The organism is Sphaerisporangium cinnabarinum (genome assembly GCF_055567015.1).
Genome location: NZ_JBVHRG010000002.1, coordinates 309,004 through 325,886 on the forward strand (window position 1 = coordinate 309,004; position 16,883 = coordinate 325,886).

At 77.1% G+C, this 16,883-nt stretch carries 12 protein-coding genes and 1 pseudogene; 5 read left to right on the top strand and 8 right to left on the bottom strand.

What is annotated here, in order from left to right:
* Positions 1-35: 35 nt before the first annotated feature.
* On the top strand, positions 36-1,136 hold the full coding sequence (locus ACZ4MO_RS04445) for a ThiF family adenylyltransferase (RefSeq protein ID WP_175007931.1): 1,101 nt from the start codon (positions 36-38) through the stop codon (positions 1,134-1,136).
* A gap of 60 nt (positions 1,137-1,196) precedes the next feature.
* On the opposite strand, the pseudogene ACZ4MO_RS04450 reads toward ACZ4MO_RS04445, so the two are convergent.
* From ACZ4MO_RS04450 to ACZ4MO_RS04460, 3 genes and pseudogenes are all read right to left on the bottom strand, one after another.
* Positions 1,197-1,412, bottom strand: a pseudogene (locus ACZ4MO_RS04450) (WhiB family transcriptional regulator); the annotation flags it as partial.
* Positions 1,413-1,719: 307 nt separating this feature from the next.
* On the bottom strand, positions 1,720-1,875 hold the full coding sequence (locus tag ACZ4MO_RS04455) for a hypothetical protein (RefSeq protein ID WP_167405678.1): 156 nt from the start codon (positions 1,873-1,875) through the stop codon (positions 1,720-1,722).
* Positions 1,876-2,041: 166 nt separating this feature from the next.
* A complete protein-coding gene (locus ACZ4MO_RS04460; RefSeq protein ID WP_043658322.1) occupies positions 2,042-4,096 on the bottom strand; it encodes an ATP-dependent helicase in 2,055 nt (684 codons plus the stop codon).
* Between the two features lie 126 nt (positions 4,097-4,222).
* On the opposite strand from ACZ4MO_RS04460, the gene ACZ4MO_RS04465 reads away from it, so the two are divergent.
* Positions 4,223-4,489, top strand: coding sequence for a mycoredoxin (locus ACZ4MO_RS04465; RefSeq protein ID WP_043658319.1), 267 nt, complete (start codon positions 4,223-4,225; stop codon positions 4,487-4,489).
* A gap of 108 nt (positions 4,490-4,597) precedes the next feature.
* On the opposite strand, the gene nudC is transcribed toward ACZ4MO_RS04465, so the two are convergent.
* The gene (nudC, locus tag ACZ4MO_RS04470; RefSeq protein ID WP_255437003.1) at positions 4,598-5,737 is read right to left on the bottom strand and encodes an NAD(+) diphosphatase; all 1,140 of its coding nucleotides are present in this window, start codon (positions 5,735-5,737) and stop codon (positions 4,598-4,600) included.
* 125 nt (positions 5,738-5,862) lie between these two features.
* Here nudC and ACZ4MO_RS04475 point away from each other — a divergent pair, with 125 nt between their 5' ends.
* Complete coding sequence (locus ACZ4MO_RS04475) at positions 5,863-6,783, top strand: phosphotransferase (RefSeq protein WP_108047431.1); 921 nt, start codon at positions 5,863-5,865, stop codon at positions 6,781-6,783.
* 12 nt (positions 6,784-6,795) lie between these two features.
* Here the strand turns inward: ACZ4MO_RS04475 and ACZ4MO_RS04480 are convergent, their stop codons facing one another.
* From ACZ4MO_RS04480 to ACZ4MO_RS04490, 3 genes are read right to left on the bottom strand one after another with little or no spacing between them, the layout of a single operon-like run.
* Entirely contained in the window at positions 6,796-10,368 is a 3,573-nt protein-coding gene (locus ACZ4MO_RS04480) for a UvrD-helicase domain-containing protein (protein ID WP_175007930.1), read from the bottom strand.
* Complete coding sequence (locus ACZ4MO_RS04485; RefSeq protein WP_342779532.1) at positions 10,365-13,733, bottom strand: PD-(D/E)XK nuclease family protein; 3,369 nt, start codon at positions 13,731-13,733, stop codon at positions 10,365-10,367. The genes ACZ4MO_RS04480 and ACZ4MO_RS04485 overlap by 4 nt, the downstream gene beginning before the upstream one ends.
* A gap of 57 nt (positions 13,734-13,790) precedes the next feature.
* The gene (locus ACZ4MO_RS04490) at positions 13,791-14,762 is read right to left on the bottom strand and encodes a DUF3152 domain-containing protein (RefSeq protein ID WP_255437002.1); all 972 of its coding nucleotides are present in this window, start codon (positions 14,760-14,762) and stop codon (positions 13,791-13,793) included.
* 66 nt (positions 14,763-14,828) lie between these two features.
* Here ACZ4MO_RS04490 and ACZ4MO_RS04495 point away from each other — a divergent pair, with 66 nt between their 5' ends.
* Together ACZ4MO_RS04495 and ACZ4MO_RS04500 are read left to right on the top strand one after the other, a co-directional pair.
* The gene (locus tag ACZ4MO_RS04495; protein ID WP_051028608.1) at positions 14,829-15,566 is read left to right on the top strand and encodes a TetR/AcrR family transcriptional regulator; all 738 of its coding nucleotides are present in this window, start codon (positions 14,829-14,831) and stop codon (positions 15,564-15,566) included.
* Between the two features lie 94 nt (positions 15,567-15,660).
* Positions 15,661-15,885, top strand: a complete 225-nt coding sequence (locus ACZ4MO_RS04500) for a DUF3107 domain-containing protein (RefSeq protein ID WP_034654117.1) — start codon at positions 15,661-15,663, stop codon at positions 15,883-15,885.
* 88 nt (positions 15,886-15,973) lie between these two features.
* Here the strand turns inward: ACZ4MO_RS04500 and ACZ4MO_RS04505 are convergent, their stop codons facing one another.
* Positions 15,974-16,687, bottom strand: coding sequence for a ferritin-like fold-containing protein (locus ACZ4MO_RS04505; protein ID WP_051028611.1), 714 nt, complete (start codon positions 16,685-16,687; stop codon positions 15,974-15,976).
* Positions 16,688-16,883: the final 196 nt, after the last annotated feature.

Consider the following 16,883-nt stretch of genomic DNA (forward strand, 5'->3'; position numbering starts at 1 on the left):
CGGCCGGACCCCGCACGACGACGGACGGAGGAGCCGTGCAGCGACGACGCGTGCTGCGACCCGAGGCGCCGCTCCTGCGGCGCGGCCCCGGCGAGGTCCAGGTCGGCACCGACCCGCGGTGGTCGGTGCGGCTCACCGGGCTCGACGCGGACGAGGAGCGCTGGCTGCGCGCGCTCGCCGCGCCCGCGCGGCGCGGCGGCGCACCCGACGTCCCCGGCTCCCCCGCGCAGCGCACGCGCCGCGCCGCGCTCGTCCGCCTGCTCGACGAGGCGCACCTCCTCGTCACGGCGCGCCGACGCCGGCCGGCGTCGCCCGCCCCGGGGCACGGCGCGGCGGACCTCGCGGTGCTGTCGGCGTTGCTGCCCGACGGCGCGGGGCACCGCGTGCTCGCGGCGCGCGCCCGGGCGACCGTCGCGGTCGTCGGGCTCGGGCGGGTGGGTGCCGCGCTCGCCGTCCACCTCGCGACGGCAGGGGTGGGCGCGCTCGTCCTCGACGACCCGGGCACGGTGCTCACCACGGACGTCGGCGGTGGGGCCTACCGGCTGCGGGACGTCGGGTCGCCGCGCGAGGGTGCGGTGCGGCGGATCGTCGAGGAGGTCGCCCCGGGCGTCGTGACGGCCTCGACCCCGGTCACGCCGGAGGAGGCACGGGCCCCCGCGCCCGACGTCGTCGTCGTGGTCGAGCACGGAGCCGCGGACCCGGTCCGGGTCCGGAGGTTGGTGGGTGCGGGGGTCGCGCACCTGTCGGTCGTGGTGCGCGAGGCCGACGTCGTGGTCGGGCCGTTCGTCCGGCCGGGGCTCGACCCGTGCCTGACGTGCGCGGACCTGCACCGCGCGGACGTGGACCCCTGCTGGCCGCAGGTCGCTCGACAGCTGCGCGAGGCGTCCGCGCACCGGAGCGAGGAGACGCTGCTCGCGGCGTCGGCCGCGGCCGTCGCGCTCGGTCAGGTCCTGGCAGCCCTGGACGGGCTGGTGCCCCGCGCAGCCACGGCCTGCATCGAGATTCCTGCTCCCGATGCCGTGCCGCGGCTGCGCGGGTCGAGCCGCCACCCGCGCTGCGGGTGCGGCGAGCTGGCGCGCACGCCCCCGGACGGGGCGCCGCTGCCCATGTCAGGCCGCCGTCGAGGCGCCGACTGACGCCTCGGTCCGTGCGGCCTCCTGGGCCTGGCGCTCGGCCTCGCGGGCGAGCACCTCGGCCTTGCTCGGACGGCCGCGGCCGCGCTTGCGCGCGACCACGACGCCGTCCACGAAGACCTCGCCGCCCCAGACGCCCCAGGGCTCGCGACGCTCGACCGCACCGGCGAGGCAGCCCTCGACGAGCGGGCAGGTGCGGCACAGGGCCTTGGCCTCCTCGACCTCGGCGGTGCGCTCGGCGAACCAGAGCTCCGGGTCGTTGGTGCGGCAGGGCAGCAGGCCCGCGAGAAGGCGGTCGAACTCCGCGGAGTCGTTCTCGCCGAGCGGCGTGGCCAGCGGTTGGTGAGGGACCCAGGGGCCGGATCCCCCCTGAGCGGTGATGTTGTCGAGCAGCGCGGTGAGCCGCACGATGTCCTCCAGTGATGTCCTGTCGTGGGTGTGAACGTCGTCGTCACAGGACCCTGAGGACAGCGGCCCCGTCTCGTGGAGACGGGTGGGGCCGGTGATCCTCATCGGCGGACGTGCTCGGAGAACACGAAGGCCGCGGGTCCTAGAGGGACTCCGCGGCCTGGAAGGTTCCGGTCGGTCAGACCGGGTTCGTCCTGGTGGCGGAGTCGGGAGCGGGGCGGGCGATGAAGGTGCCGCCGCGGTGCGCGATGGCACGCGGACGGAGCTCTCCTGGCGTGCCCGTGTACGCGGACGCGTGATCCAGCAGGTTCGCCATGGCGATCTGGTTGTTCATCAGCTCTCCCACCCCCTCTCTCCATCAGGCGCCCGCCTCTCGGCGCGCCCCTTCCCAACAGGACTCGTCGACCATATGCCGCCCCTCACAGGAGGCACAACTTATTTACGAGAAATTCTTCGACGAGTTCACCCGGCCCTCGTCGAGAGGCACGGACGGGGGCTCGTCAGCCCTCCGCGCGGCGCACGATCTCGAGGATCGTGGCCCCGTACCGCTCGATCTTCGCGGGCCCCAGACCGTTGATGCGTGCGAGGTCGGCCTGGCTCGTCGGCCGCGTCTCGGCGACGGCCGCGAGCGCCGAGTCCACGAGCACGGTGAACGCCGGCTTGTCCGTCTCCTGCGCGACCTGGCGACGCCACTCGCGCAGCTCCTCGAACAGCGCCTGGTCGTACTCCCCCGTGAGCCGGACCTTGGACTGCCCCGCGCGCGCACGTCGCGTCCCGCGCACGCCCGGCTCGTCGGGCCAGAGCCCGTCGAGGAACCGCGTGCGCCGGCGCGTCGCCCGGCCGCCGGGGTTGCGCGAGCGCGCGAACGAGAGCTCGAGGTGCTCGCGTGCCCGCGTGATGCCGACGTAGAGCAGCCGGCGCTCCTCCGCGACCGCCTCGTCCGTCTCCGCGAGGGAGATCGGCATGAGCCCCTCGCTCATCCCGGCGAGGAAGACGGCGTCCCACTCCAGGCCCTTCGCCGCGTGCAGCGACGCCAGGGTCACTCCCTCGACCGTCGGGGCGTGCTGGGCCGCGGCGCGCTCGTCGAGCTCGGCGACGAAGGTCGCGACGGTCGGGGCCGGGGCGTCGGACGCCGCGGCGAGCCCGGCGACGTCGTCGGCGAGCGCGACGAGAGCCTGCGTGGACTCCCAGCGCTCCCGCGCCGCGCCGCGCGCGGCCGGCGGCGCGGGGGCCCAGCCCGCGGCGGCCAGGACGTCGCGCACCGTCTCCGGCATGGGGACGTCCGGGTCGGCGGAGCGGGCCGCCCCGCGCAGCAGAACGATCGCGTCGCGGACCTCCTTGCGCTGGAAGAAGCGCTCCCCGCCCCGCACGAGGTAGCCGATGCCCGCGTCCGCGAGCGCCGACTCGAACGCCTCCGACTGCGCGTTGGTCCGGTAGAGCACCGCGATCTCGCTCGCGCGCGTGCCCGCGGCGAGGAGCCGCCCGATGCGCTGCGCGATCCCGCTCGCCTCCGCCTCGTCGTCGTCGTACGCGGTGAAGGCGACGGGCGGCCCCGCCGGCCGCTGGGCGACGAGCTCGAGCGCCTGGTGCGCGCCGCCCGCACGGCCCGCGCGCGCGAGGAGCTGGTTCGCGAGGTTCACCACCTGCGGCGTCGAGCGGTAGTCGCGCACGAGGCGGATCACCTGAGCCTTCGGGTGGGTGCGCGAGAACGTGAGGAGGTGGTGCGGCGTCGCGCCGGTGAACGAGTAGATCGTCTGCGACGGGTCGCCGACGACGCACAGCTCGTCGCGTCCCCCGAGCCACTGGTCGAGGACGAACTGCTGCAGGGGCGAGACGTCCTGGTACTCGTCGACGACGAAGTGGCGGTACTGGCGCCGCACCTCGTCGGCCACCGCGCCCTGCGTGGCGAGCATGTCGCCGAGCATGAGGAGCACGTCCTCGAAGTCGATGACCGACCGCTCGGTCTTCACGTCCTCGTAGGCCGTGAGGAGTCGCGCGACGGTCTGGTGGTCGTACCCGGCGGGGGGCTCGCGGTCGATCGCCTCGCACGCGCGGACGTAGTCGTCGGCGGTGACGAGCGAGACCTTGGCCCACTCGATCTCGGACGACAGGTCCCGCACCGCGACGCGGTCCACCCCGACGCCGAGCCGGCGCGCCGACTCCGCCACGACGGGTGCCTTGTGCTCGAGGATGCGCGGCGGCGCCCCGCCGACGACCTTGGGCCAGAAGTAGCCGAGCTGGCGCAGCGCGGCCGCGTGGAACGTGCGCGCCTGGACTCCCGTCGCACCGAGCTCGCGCAGGCGCGTGCGCATCTCCCCCGCCGCGCGCGCCGTGAAGGTCACGGCGAGCACGCTCGTCGGCACGTACACGCCCGTGCGGACCCCGTACGCGATGCGGTGCGTGATCGCGCGCGTCTTGCCCGTCCCCGCGCCGGCGAGCACGCACACGGGCCCGCGCAGCGCGACCGCGACGTCGCGCTGGTCGGGGTCGAGGGCGTCGAGGATCTCGTCGGCGGAGCGGTGGGCGAGCGGGCGTGAGACCGGTGGCGTGGACATCACCCGCGATTCTCGCAGGCCCGGCTGACACGCGGGCCGGGAACAGCCCGCGCTCCCCCGGTGTTACCGTCACGACCCGACCGCCCGCGGCACGCGCCGCCCGGAACCGCAGCAGGAGAGCCCTCGATGAGCACCGCCCCGACCCTTCCCGACACCGGCTCGGTCGTCATGTACTCGACGACGTGGTGCGGGTACTGCCGCCGCCTCAAGACGCAGCTCGACTCCGAGGGCATCGGCTACACCGAGGTCAACATCGAGGAGACGCCCGGCACCGCAGAGTTCGTGGAGTCCGTCAACGACGGCAACCGCACCGTGCCGACCGTCGTCTTCCCCGACGGCTCCGCCGCGACGAACCCGTCCCTCGCGGAGGTCAAGAAGCGCCTCGCCGCCTGACGCGGCACGCACGAGGGCCCGATCCGGGAATCCGGACCGGGCCCTTCGCGCACCCGGCGCGGGCGGCCCGACGACGGCGCCTCGCACCGCTCCCGCCCTGAGCCGCCCTCAGCCGTCGGCGAGGCTCGCGCCGAACCAGTCCTCGAGGAGCGCCCGCGCGATCGACGACCGGCCCGGCAGCAGCACCTCGCGCGACCGGACGGCCTCGGCGAGCTCGGCCCGCGTGAACCAGCGCGCGTCGGTGAGCTCGACGCCGTCCACGTGCAGCTCCGTCGTCAAGGCGCGGGCCGAGAAGCCGAGCATGAGCGACGCGGGGAACGGCCACGGCTGGCTCCCCCGGTAGGCCACGTCGCCGACGACGACGCCCGCCTCCTCCGCGACCTCCCGCCGCACCGCGTTCTCGAGCGACTCGCCGGGCTCGACGTAGCCCGCGAGGGTCGAGAACCGCCGCTCCGGCCAGTGGGCCGCGTGCCCGAGCAGCAATCGCTCGTCGGGCCCCTCGCCGTGCACCACGGTCATGATCACCGCCGGGTCGGTGCGCGGGTACAGCTCGACGCCCTGCGCCACGCAGCGGCGCGTCCACCCGCCCTTCTCGACGGTCGTCCGGCCGCCGCAGCGCGGGCAGCGCGGGTGGTTCGCGTGCCACGCCGCGAGCGCCACCGCCTCCGTCGCCAGCCCGGCGACCGGCGCAGGGACCGCGCCGACGAGGTCGCGCAGCCCGGACCACGCGTGATCGCGCGCGAGGACCGCGAACGGCTCCGACGCGTCGACGCCCTCGATGTCGACCTCCTCGGCGTCCGCGTCCTCGGGGAGCACGAGCGCGAGGTACGCCGTGCCGTCGTCCTCGCCGAGGAAGAGCCAGCGCGCGGGGTCGTCGTCGGTCGCCGGGTCCACGTCGCGGAGCTCGGCCGGGTCCAGCAGGGCGACGCCACTGGCCACGCCGGGGCCGCCGAGCGCGAGCCGGCCGCGGTGGACGAGCAGGACGCGCGTCGTCGGCTGCGACCGCAGCGTGCGCACGAGGTCCGGCTCCGCGCGCCGGTGCTCCGAGCGGTCGACGAACGCGCCGTCGAGCGGCAGCGGGAGGTGGTCGAGCGGCGTGCGCGGCAGCGCGCCCGGCCCGGGGGGCGCGCCCGTCGGCGTGCCGGTCCGGGTGCCGGTCCGGGCGTCGACCGGCGCGGTGCCGGGTCGGTCCGGGGTCACGGCAGGGTCGCTCGTGCCCGACGACGGCCGGGCGGCAGGGGTGCTCACCCCCCGACCGTAGGCCACCGGGGACCGGGCCACCCGCCCTGCAGGGGGCGCCGCCTCGCGGGGGTGCGGCGCCGGGGACGGCGTGGGTCGACCGGGCGCGTGCAGAGACCGACTACCGTGGTCGCGTGCCTCGTTCTCCGTTGACCCTCGCCGCGCTCGCGACCGCCGCCGTGCCCGGCCTGGACGCCCGCAGCGCACGGCCCGTCGAGGATCCGGGCGACTACGACACCGCCGTCGTCACCGACGCCGACGGCACCCGCTGGACCGTGCGCGCACCCCGCAGCCTCCAGGCGGGCGCCGCGCTCGAGGCCGAGGCGGAGCTGCTGGGCTCGCTGCAGCACTACGCCGAGTCGGGGGTGCTGTCGTTCGCCGTGCCGCGCGTCAGCGGCACCGCGCTCCTCCCGGAGGGCGGGCGCGCCGTCGTGCACCCGGCGCTCGAGGGCGAGCCGCTCGACGTCGACGGCCTGCGGCCCGGACCGGGCCTCGCGGCCGACCTGGGCCGTGTGCTCGCGTCGGTCCACGAGCTGCCGCGCACGATCGTCGACGACGCCGGCCTGCCGGGCTACGAGGTCGAGGAGTACCGCGCGCGCCGCATGGCGGAGCTCGACGAGGCCGCGGCCACGGGCAAGGTGCCGCCGACGCTGCTGCGCCGCTGGGAGACCGCGCTCGAGGACGTCTCGCTGTGGCGGTTCCAGCCGGTCGTCGTGCACGGCGACCTCGGCCCGGAGCAGGTGCTCGTCGCCCGCGGGCGCGTCGTCGCCGTGACGGACTGGGCGGGCGCGCGCGTCGCGGACCCCGCGGACGACCTCGCGTGGCTGCTGGTCTCGGCGCCGCCCGAGGTCGTCGACTCGATCATGGAGGCCTACCAGCTGCGCCGCACCGAGCTCACGGACAAGCACCTGCTGGACCGCGCGCTCCTCGTCGGCGAGCTCGCCCTCGCGCGCTGGCTGCTGCACGGCGTGCGCAACGGCCTCGACGACGTGGTCGCCGACGCGCTCGACATGCTCGCCGACCTCGACGAGGCGACGCAGGACGCCGACGACTGAGGTCCCGCCGGCTCAGTCGGCGACCAGCAGCGCCTCGATCTCGGCCTCGCCCAGCAGGCGGCGCGGACGCACGGTCTCGTCGGAGGCGACGTAGTAGAACGCGGCGTTCACCTTCTCGAGCGGCACCCCCGTCCAGCGCGACCACGCGAGCCGGTAGACGGCGAGCTGCACCTCGCGCACGCTGCGCGCCTCCGGGTCCGACGGCGCGCGCCCCGTCTTCCAGTCGACGACCACGACGGCGTCACGCGCCCCGCTCGCGTGCTCGGGGAGCTCGGGGAACACCGCGTCGATGCGCGACCGCAGGACCGTCGACCCGACGGGCGTCTCGACGTCGACCTCGACGGCGACGGGCGTGCGCGTCGCCCACTCCGAGGCCAGGAACGTCCGCTGGAGCGTCTCGAGGTCGGCGTCGGGGTCGAGGTCGTCGTCGTCCGCCCCGGGGAGGTCCTCGACGTCGAGCAGGGACGACGTCGTGAAGTAGCGCTCGGCCCACAGGTGGAACCGGGTGCCCCGGCGCGCGTGGACCGTGGGCTCCACCGGGACCGGGCGGCGCAGGTGCAGCGCGTACTCGTCGCGGTCCGCCGCGAGCCGGACGAGGCTCGACGCCGAGACGTGCGCCGGCAGCTCGACCTCCCGGCCCGAGCGCTCGGCACGCTCCGCGAGCAGGACGCGTGCCAGCGCCACGAGGTCGCGACCCTCGGCGTCGACGAGGACTCCCGAGGGCGCCGTGAGCCCGGCGGGGCCGCTCGCGTCGTCGGCGGTCCTCTGACCTCGCGCGGTGTCGGACGCCTCTGCCCCGACCGACGCGGCGCGCTCCGCCGCGGCCCGCTCGACCGCCGCACGCTCGACCGCCGCGCGTTCGACGGCCGCCGCGGTGTCCCGCAGGACGGACCGCGCCGACCCGCCGGGAGCGTCGTCGGGCACGGGCCACGTGCCGGTCACCTCGACGTCCTCGAGCGGGTTGGAGTCGTCGGGACCGGGCGGGGCCGACCACCCGTCGGCCGTCACGACCCCCGCCTCGACGAGCTCGACGAGGAACGGCGACAGCGCGCGCGGGCGCGACCCCGTCTGCCACCAGGACGCCGTGAGGTACAGCTCGCGGCGCGCCCGCGTGAAGGCCACGTAGGCGAGGCGTCGCTCCTCGGCGAGCTGGTGCTCGCCGCTCGCCGCGCGGAACTCGTCGCGCCGCGCCACGAGCTCCTTCGTGTCCGCCGCGAGGTCGAAGCGGAAACCGGGCAGGTCGGCGGCGTCGCCGCGCAGCGGGTACGGGAGCTGGCTCACGTCGGTGAGCCAGCCGCTGTCCGCGCGCACGCCCGACGACGACTCGGCCGTCGTGGGGAACACGCCGTCCACGAGACCGGGCACGACGACGACGTCCCACTCGAGGCCCTTCGCGGCGTGCGCGGTGATGACCTGCACCGCGTCCGGGTCGGGTTCCCGCACGGGCAGGTCGAGGCCGTTCTCCCGCGTCGAGGCGACCCCGAGCCACGCGAGGAACGCCCCGAGCGTCACGACGTCCGCCGTCTGCGTGAACGTCGCGGCGACGTCGCGGAACGCGTCGAGGTGCTCGCGGGCCCGGTCGCTCACGGCCTCCGGGTCGACGAGCCGCCGCGACGCGAGCAACGCCTCGTTCGTCACGGCCTCGACGTCGAGGCCGAGGGCCCGCTCCGCCTCGACGACGAGCTCCGGGAGCGACAGGTACGTGAGACCGCGCAGCGCGCGCAGGGTCCGCGAGAGCGCCGAGAGCCGTGCGTGACCCTGGGCGGAGAGCGTGCGCCCGTCCGCGGCAGGCTCGCCCGGGTCCGGCAGGTCGTCGAGCGCGTCGACGATCGAGCGGTGGTCGGCGACGTCCCCCTCGACCACCACGAGCCCCGACTCGGTGTCCTCCGCGGCGGAGGCGCGACGGCGCGAGCCCAGCGCGCCCTCGAGCCGCGCGAGGTCCGCCGCGCGGCTCCCGAGCGCGTGCAGGTCGGCCGCACCGAGGTTGAGCCGCGGCCCGGTGAGGAGCCGCACGAGCGCGTCGCCGCGCGAGGGGTCGTGCACGGCCTCGAGCAGAGCGACGACGTCGACGACCTCGGGCGTCGTGAGCAGCCCACCGAGGCCGACGACCTCCACGGGCAGCCCGCGCCGCCGCAGCGCGACCTCGACCGCCGCGAACTGGCTGCGCTTGCGGCACAGCACGGCCGCGGTGACGCGTCCCCCGGGCGCGCTCGCCGGGCGCCACCGCGCGGCGACGCGTTCGGCCACGGCCGCGGCCTCCTCCTCGGCGGTGGCCGCCACGTGCGCAGCCACCGCGCCCGGGCCCGCGTCAGGGCGCAGCGCGAGCGGCGGCACCTCGACCCGGTCGCCCCGCCCACCCGCGACGGCACCGCGCAGCGGGCCGGCGGTGACGTTCGCCGCCGCGAGGACGGCGGCGTCGTTGCGCCACGACGTCGAGAGGAAGCGCACGGCCGAGCGGTCGCCCCCCGCGCGCGGGAAGCGGTCGGGGAACCGCGCGAGGCCGCCCGCGCTCGCGCCGCGCCACCCGTAGATCGACTGGTGCGGGTCGCCCACGGCCGTCACGGGGTGCCCGCCGCCGAACAGCCCCGCGAGGAGCTCGACCTGCGCGTGCGACGTGTCCTGGTACTCGTCGAGGAGCACGACGCGGAACCGGGCCCGCTCGGTCTCCCCCACGACCGGCACCTCGCGCGCGAGCCGCGCCGCGAGCGCCACCTGGTCGCCGAAGTCGAGGGAGTCGGTCGCGCGCTTGCGGCGGCGGTACTCCGCGACGACGTCGAGCAGCCGGACCCGTTCCGCGACGTCGCCGACGAGCTTCTCGACCTCCTTCGTCCGGGCCCTCTGCCGCGGCCCGAGCGGGAGCGCGTCGAGCTGCTCGACGATCTCGGCCAGGCGGTCCCGCGCCTCGGCGGGGTCGAGGAGGTGCTCGCCGAGCGCGCCGGAGAGCCCGAGCACCGCCGCGACGACCGTGCTCAGGGCGCGGTCGGTGCCCAGGTCGTCGTCCCAGGACTCCACGACCTCCGACGCGAGCTGCCACTGCTGCGCCTCACCGAGCAGGCGGGCCCCCGGCTCGACGCCGACGCGCAGCCCGTGGTCGCCGACGAGCGACGCGGCGTACGCGTTGTACGTCGCGACGGTCGGCCGGTCGAGCAGCGAGAGCGCCGAGGCCGCGCCGCCCCGGGCGCGCGCGAGCTGGGCGAGCCGCACCTGGACGCGCTCCGCGAGCTCGCCCGCCGCCTTGCGCGTGAACGTGAGGCCCAGCACCGCGTCCGGGGGGACGAGCTCGTTCGCGATGAGCCAGACGACGCGCGCCGCCATCGTCTCCGTCTTGCCCGAGCCGGCCCCGGCGACGACGAGCGTCGGCTCGAGCGGCGCCTCGATCACCTCGACCTGCTCCGGGGTCGGGCGGGGACGTCCGAGGAGGTCGGCGATCCGGGTCGCGGAGAGCGTCGGCCGTGGCGGCTCCGCCGCCCGGTGCTCGTCGCCCCCCGCGTCCTCGCTCTCGACCGGGAGCCCGTCGGCCGCGACCAGGCGCACCGTCGACCCGCTCGCGCCCGCCTCCGGGAGCTCGAACAGCTCGCTGCTCACGCCACCACCCTCCTGCCCTCGGGCTGCACCGGGCACGCCCGGCGCACGGGGCACATCTCGCACAGCCCGTTCTGGCGGGCGGTGAACGTCGCCGCCGACATGGTGCCGGCGGCCTCGTCGACGAGGTCGCGCGCCCAGCTCGACCCGTCGGGCTCCGGCTCGAGCGCCGGCTGCGCCACGACGGCCGGGCCCACGTGGGTGCTCCCGACGTACACGAGCTGCGCGCCCGCGCTGCGCGTGCCCTCCGGCACGTCGAGCGCACCCGCCTCGACCGCGAGCTGGTAGGCCCCGAGCTGGGGGTGCTCCGCGCCCTCCGCCTTCGTCGCGGTGCGCCGACCGGTCTTGAGGTCGACGACGCGGACCTTGCCGTCCCCCGCCGCCTCGACGCGGTCGATCGTGCCGCGCAGCCGGGCGCGGCCGACGGTGACGTCGAACGACGGCTCGACGAGGAGCGGCTCGCCCGCCTGCGCGACGTAGGCCGCGAGCTTCTCGACCATGCGCTCGGCGCGGCGACGGAGCTGGCGCGCGGGCCAGCCGTCGGGCAGCGCGAGCTCCGCCCACCGGCGGTCGAGCTCCGCGCGCAGCTCGGCGAGCGACCCGGACGGGTGGCTCTCGGCGATGGAGTGGACGAGCGTGCCGAGGCTCTGGTGCGTCGCGTCGGGCGCCGTCCCGCCGGCCGCCTCGAGCGACCAGCGCAGCGGGCACGTCGAGACCGTCTCGACCTTCGACGGCGACACGGTGACCGTCTCCTCCGCACCGCGCAGCGGTGCCGTGCTCGACACCCCCGCGACGCCGTACCACGTCTCCGGGCGGGCCTCCGCGACGCCGAGCGCCCCGAGGTCCGCCAGGAGCGTCGCCGCCGCGACCGCGCGCTCGTCCGGCCCGGGGGCCCCGGCCCCGCCTGCCTCGCGCGCCGCCGTCTCGACGAGGACGCCACGGGCCGCGGCGACCAGCCCGCGCAGGTCGAGCGGGGCACCGACGCGCACGTGCCGCCGCTCGGCGGGCTCGACCGGCCCGTCCTGCGGACCACCACGCCCGCCGGGACCGTCGGCGCCGTCCGGGCCTCCCGAGCCGTCCGTGCCCCCGGGACCCTCGGGTGCCGACGGCGGCACGACGAGGTCGCAGAACACCGACGGCGCCTCCTCCGCGTCCTGCACGGCCGTCACGACGAGGCGACGCGTCGCGCGCGACGTCGCGACGACGAACGCCCGCAGCTCGTCCGCGAGCACCTGGGCGCGCGCCTGCGAGCCGACCCCGTGCGCGTCCTGCGCGCGGCCGGCGAGGAGCTCGACGAGCGCCTGCGAGCCGAGTAGCGAGTCGCGCAGCCGGAGGTCGGGCCACACGCCGTCCTGGACGCCCGCCACCACGACGACGTCCCACTCGCGCCCGGCAGCACCGGCGGGGGTGAGCGCCGCCACGGCGTCGGCCCCGCTCGCGCTCGCCGCGAGCGAGTCGGCGGGCAGGTCCTGCGAGGCGAGGTACTCGACGAACGCTCCGGCGGGGGCGCCCGGCATGCGGTCGACGAACGTCTCCGCGGCGCGGAACAGCGCGAGCACCGCGTCGAGGTCACGGTCCGCGCGCGCCCCGGCGGGACCGCCGTCGAGCGCCGCCGACCGCCACCGCTCCGCGAGACCGGTCGCGGCCCACACCGCCCACAGCACCGTCTGCGCGGTCGCGCCGGGCTCGGCGGCCGCCGCGCGTCCTGCGGCGAGAGCGCGCGCGACCGCGACCGGCCCGCGGCGCACCGTGGGCGGCAGCGTCGCGGCGCGCGCCGGGTCGAGGAGCAGCTCGACGAGCAGCGCGTCGGACGAGCGCCCGCCCCCGCCCTCGAGCTCCTCGGCCCGCAGCGCCCGGCGCAGGCGACGCAGCGCGACGACGTCGAGCGCGCCGACGGGCGACGTGAGCAGCGCCGCCGCCGTGAACGGGTCGAGGGCCTCGGGGTCCTCCGCGTCGGCGACGCACACGCGGACCGCGGCGAGGAGCGGCGCGACCGCCGGCTCGTCGCGCAGCGGGACGTCGGAGCCGAGCAGCGTCACGGGGACCGAGGCGGCGACGAGCTCGCGGCGCAGCGCCGCGAGCCGCGTCCCCGTGCGCGCGACGACGGCCATCCGGTGCCAGGGAGTGCCGTGCAGCAGGTGCTCCGCGCGCAGCTCCCGAGCGACGAACGCTGCCTCCTGCGCGACGGCCGAGAGCACCGCCACCTGCACGGGCGGGGCACCGGGACCGCCGTCGGCCTCCTCGCCCACCTGCTCGCCGGCGTCCCGCGGTGCGGCACCACGGTGCACGGCCCCGGCGACGGTGCCGACCTGCGCGGTCACGCGCCGCGTCACCTCGCGCAGCGCAGCGCCCTGGCGCCACGCCGTGCCCAGGACGGCGACGCGCGCGCCCAGCTCGCCCCGGCGCGCGCCGTCCCGGCGGGCGGGGGCGGACGCGCGGCCCACGAGCCCCGGGCTCGCGCCGCGGAACGTCTGCACCGCCGCGTCCGGGTCCCCGAGCAGCACGAGGCGCGCGCCGTCGTCGTGCAGCACGTGCAGGAGGCGCGCGGTGGCGACCGTCGCCTCCTGGTAGTCGTCGACGACGACGAGGTCCCAGCGCGGCCGGGCGGCGTCGGGCACCTCGTCGTCCCACGCGAGCAGCGCCTCCGCCGCCTCGTCGACCACGATCGCCGGGTCGAACCGCGACCCGGAGTCGGGTGTCCCGGTGCGCAGCGCGGTGACGTCGAGGTACTCCGCGTAGAGCTGGGCACCGAGCGACCACTCCGGGCGCTCGTAGCGCTCGCCGAGCGCGGCGAGGTCGGCCGGGGTCAGGCCGCGCTCCGCCGCGCGCATGAGGAGGTCGCGGAGCTCCTGGCGCAGCCCGCGGAGGCCGAGCGCCTCCTCCGGCAGGCCCGCGGGCAGCGCGAGCGGGGTGCCGAGGTGCGCGAGCCCGCCGTCGAGGTGGCCCTCCAGGAGCTCGGCGAGCACGAGGTCCTGCTCCGGCCCGGAGATCAGCGTCGGGACGGGCTCGCCGAGCGCGGCCGCGCGCTCCCGCAGGACGGCGAAGGCCGCGGACGCGGCGGTGCGCACGAGGGGCGCGCCGACGGTGCGGCGCGCGCGGTCCGACAGGCGGTCGCGGAGCGCGGCCGCGGCACGGCGCGACGCGGCGAGGAGGAGCACGCGCTCGGGCGCGACGCCGTCGCGCAGGGCCGCGAGCACGACCTCCTGCGCGACGAGGGTCTTGCCCGTGCCCGGCGCGCCCACCACGAGGGTCGCCCCGGGCCCGGCCGCGGCGGTGATCGCCGCGCGCTGGGAGTCGTCGAGCACCGCGTCGGCCTCGAGCTCGCGAGGCCGCGCGACGAGGCGGGGGGCGGTCGTCGTCCGGGGCACGGACCCGATCCCATCACGCGCCACCCACACCGCCGGGCGGGCGCGCGACGCGCGGGACTACGGGACGGGCCAGCCGTTGGTCAGGCAGCCCTGGGCCGAGATGGACTGCTGGACCATCACCGGGGCCACGGCGCCCGGCGCGGGGCAGTCCTCGTGGCCGTGGCCGAGCACGTGCCCGACCTCGTGGTTGACGAGGTACTGCCGGTACGTGGCGAGGTCGTCGCCGAAGTCCGGCGCCCCGAGGACCCAGCGCTCGAAGTTCAGCACGGCAGCACCCGTGACCGAGTTCCCGCACGAGTAGCGGCCCTCGGTCGCGAGCGGGGCGCACAGGCGGTCGGTCGTGGCGGGGCTCGCGAGCACGACCCGGATGGACGCGTCGTCGGCGGCCGTCCGGGAGAACGTCACGCCGTCGGGGACCGACCAGCCGCGCGGGTCGTTGAGCGTGGCGAGCACCGCGGCGGCGAACACCTCGCCGTCGACGGGGAGCCCGGCCTCGACCTCCACCCGGACGGAGCGGACCGTGCCGCTCCCGGGCGCCGGGCTCTCCCCCGGCACGACGACGAGCGAGCCGCCGAGGTCCGGCGCGACGACGACCGTCCCGAGCAGACCGGAGCCGGGCTCCGCGACCGGAGCCTCGGGCGCCTCGACCGGTGCCGGTTCCACGACGGGCTCCGGCGTGGTCGTCGGGGCGGGCGCGGGCTCGGGCGCGGTGATCGCGTCCGGGCGCGGCGCGATCGGGCCGAGGAGGCCCGGGCCCTGCTCGACGGCGCCCGCGCGCTCCACGGACGACCGGCTCACCGCCGCGGTCTCGTCGCGCTCGGGGACCGGTGGATCCACCCGGGCGTCGGCGGCGGGAGCGGCCTCGGTGCTCGCCGCCCCGCCCAGGTCCCAGACCTCCGCCGTCGCCGCACCGCCGCCCAGGCCGACGACGAGGCACGCGGCCACGGCGGCGCCGTGCCGCAGACCCGTCGTACGGCGCCCCGCACGGGCGCTCGAGAGGCGGTTCGGGGGGGTATGTCTGTCGGGCACCCGCCCATCGTCCCACTCCTCGTGACGCACGGTCGACACGAAGCGCGGTTTCCGTATCCTCCCCCCATGGGAGCCACCGAGGGACGCACGCGCGGCGCGGCCGCGGCTCCCCCCGGGCTGCGCACCCGGATGCCGCGCGACGAGCGCCGCGCGCAGCTCCTCACCATCGCCGAGGAGCTCTTCGCCTCCCACGGCTACCACCACATCTCGATGGACGACATCGCCGACCGCGCCGGGGTCGGCAAGCCCGTGCTGTACCGGCACTTCCCGTCGAAGCTCGACCTCTACCTCGCGATCGTCGACGACCAGGGCGACCGCCTCGTGGGCGCCGTGCACGCGACCCTGGACCCCTTCCGCGACCCGGCGCCCGGGACGCCCGCGGGCGACCCCGACGCCCTGGCGGTCGACGGCCTCGCCGTGATCGAGGGCATCGTGCGGGCCTACGTCGCGTACGCGCGCGCGGCGGGCCGCTCGGCCGCGCTGCTCTTCGAGTCCGACGTCATGCGGGACCCGGTCGTCCGGGCGCGCGTGCTCGCGCCCGACACGACGATCGCCGGCGCGTTCGCCGACGTCCTCGTGCGCATCACGGACCTCGACGCCGACGAGGCGCTCGTCGTCGCCCGGACGTGCACCGCCGTCGGGCGGGCCGCCGCGACGGAGGTCGTACGCCCCGACGGCGGCGCGACGGCCGACGACGTCACCCGGCTCGTGCCGCGCCTCGTGTGGCGCGGGGTGCGCGGCATGCTGCGGCGGCCACCGTCGGGCTCCCTCAGCGCGCCCGACGGGTCGGCGACGGGAATCTGACTACTATCGATCGCGTTGTCGCCGGTGGGACGCCCACCGGCGGCCCGAGGCCCGTCGTCGCTGCGCCTGGCGCAGCCGCTGTGAGGAGAGCTGAGTGGAAGTCACGATCGGTGTGCAGAACCTGGCCCGTGAGATCGTCGTCGACACGGACCTGACCGCCGAGGCCGTGGCCACCGCGGTCGCCGACGCGCTTGGCGGCGCCCCCGCCCTCGAGCTCACCGACTCGCGCGGTCGCCGCGTGATCGTCCCGACGGCGTCGCTCGGCTACGTCGAGATCGGCACCGAGGAGCAGCGCCGGGTCGGTTTCGGCTCCCTCTGAGCCGCAAGGTCTGAGCGCCGGGCCCCGAGCGTCGGGACCCGACCGCCACGTGCCGCCGCCGCGCCCCCTGGGCGCGGCGGCGGTCTCGTCATGCCGCCAGGCCCAGCCGGTCCATCCGCCGGGAGTGCTCCGCCGTGAGGCGCGCGAACACCCAGGACTGGGTCGCGGGCGCGGGCCCGCTGCCGCCGCCCGCGGCGACCGGCTCGGCCCCCGCCGCCACGAGCCGGGCGAGCGCGGGACGCCGCGACAGCACGTCGCCGACGACGCCAAGCGCCTCGCCGACGAGCCGCCGCCCCCACAGCGCGAGGCGCGACGCGAGCACCGGGTCCTCGGCGGCGACCTCGGCGATGACCGGGGCGTAGCGCTGCGAGGGGGTGTCGTGCGTGAGCGCCTCCACGACGACGTCGCGCGAGCGCTCGTCGAGACCCTGGGCCGCGAGGAGGCAGAAGTCGTCCGCGACGCCCTGGCCCACGTAGCCCTTGAGGATGCCCTCCCACCACGTGCTGGGCTTCGTGCGCGCGTCGAAGTCGTCGAACAGGCCGTCGAACGGGGTCATGCAGTCCGCCGGGTCACCGCCCAGCTCCTCGACGCGCACGAGCACGCGCTCCTGCCGGTCGAGCATCGCGGCCGCGAGGCGGGACAGGGCCTGGCGCTGGCGCAGCGTGGGGGCGTGCGCGGCGTCGCCCGCGAGGCGCCCGAAGCTCGCGAGCTCGGTGTACGCGACGAGGCCGAGCAGCTCCACCGCGTCGGTGTGGTCCGCCGGGGGCAGGGTCGTGGGGCTCGCGTGCTCGGCGTCGCTCATCGGGCCAGGATAGTTCTCCGATATCATGGCCGACGTACATCGGTTGCCCGGTCGTCCAGACCTCACGCTCGTCACGCGTACGACGACGGCACGGCACGGTCCGCAGCGCGGGCCTGGCCACGACATCCCACGATCGGCTGCCGGCCACGAGGTGCGCACGACCGCGACCGGGAACCTCCCCGGCTCCGGGCCCCGA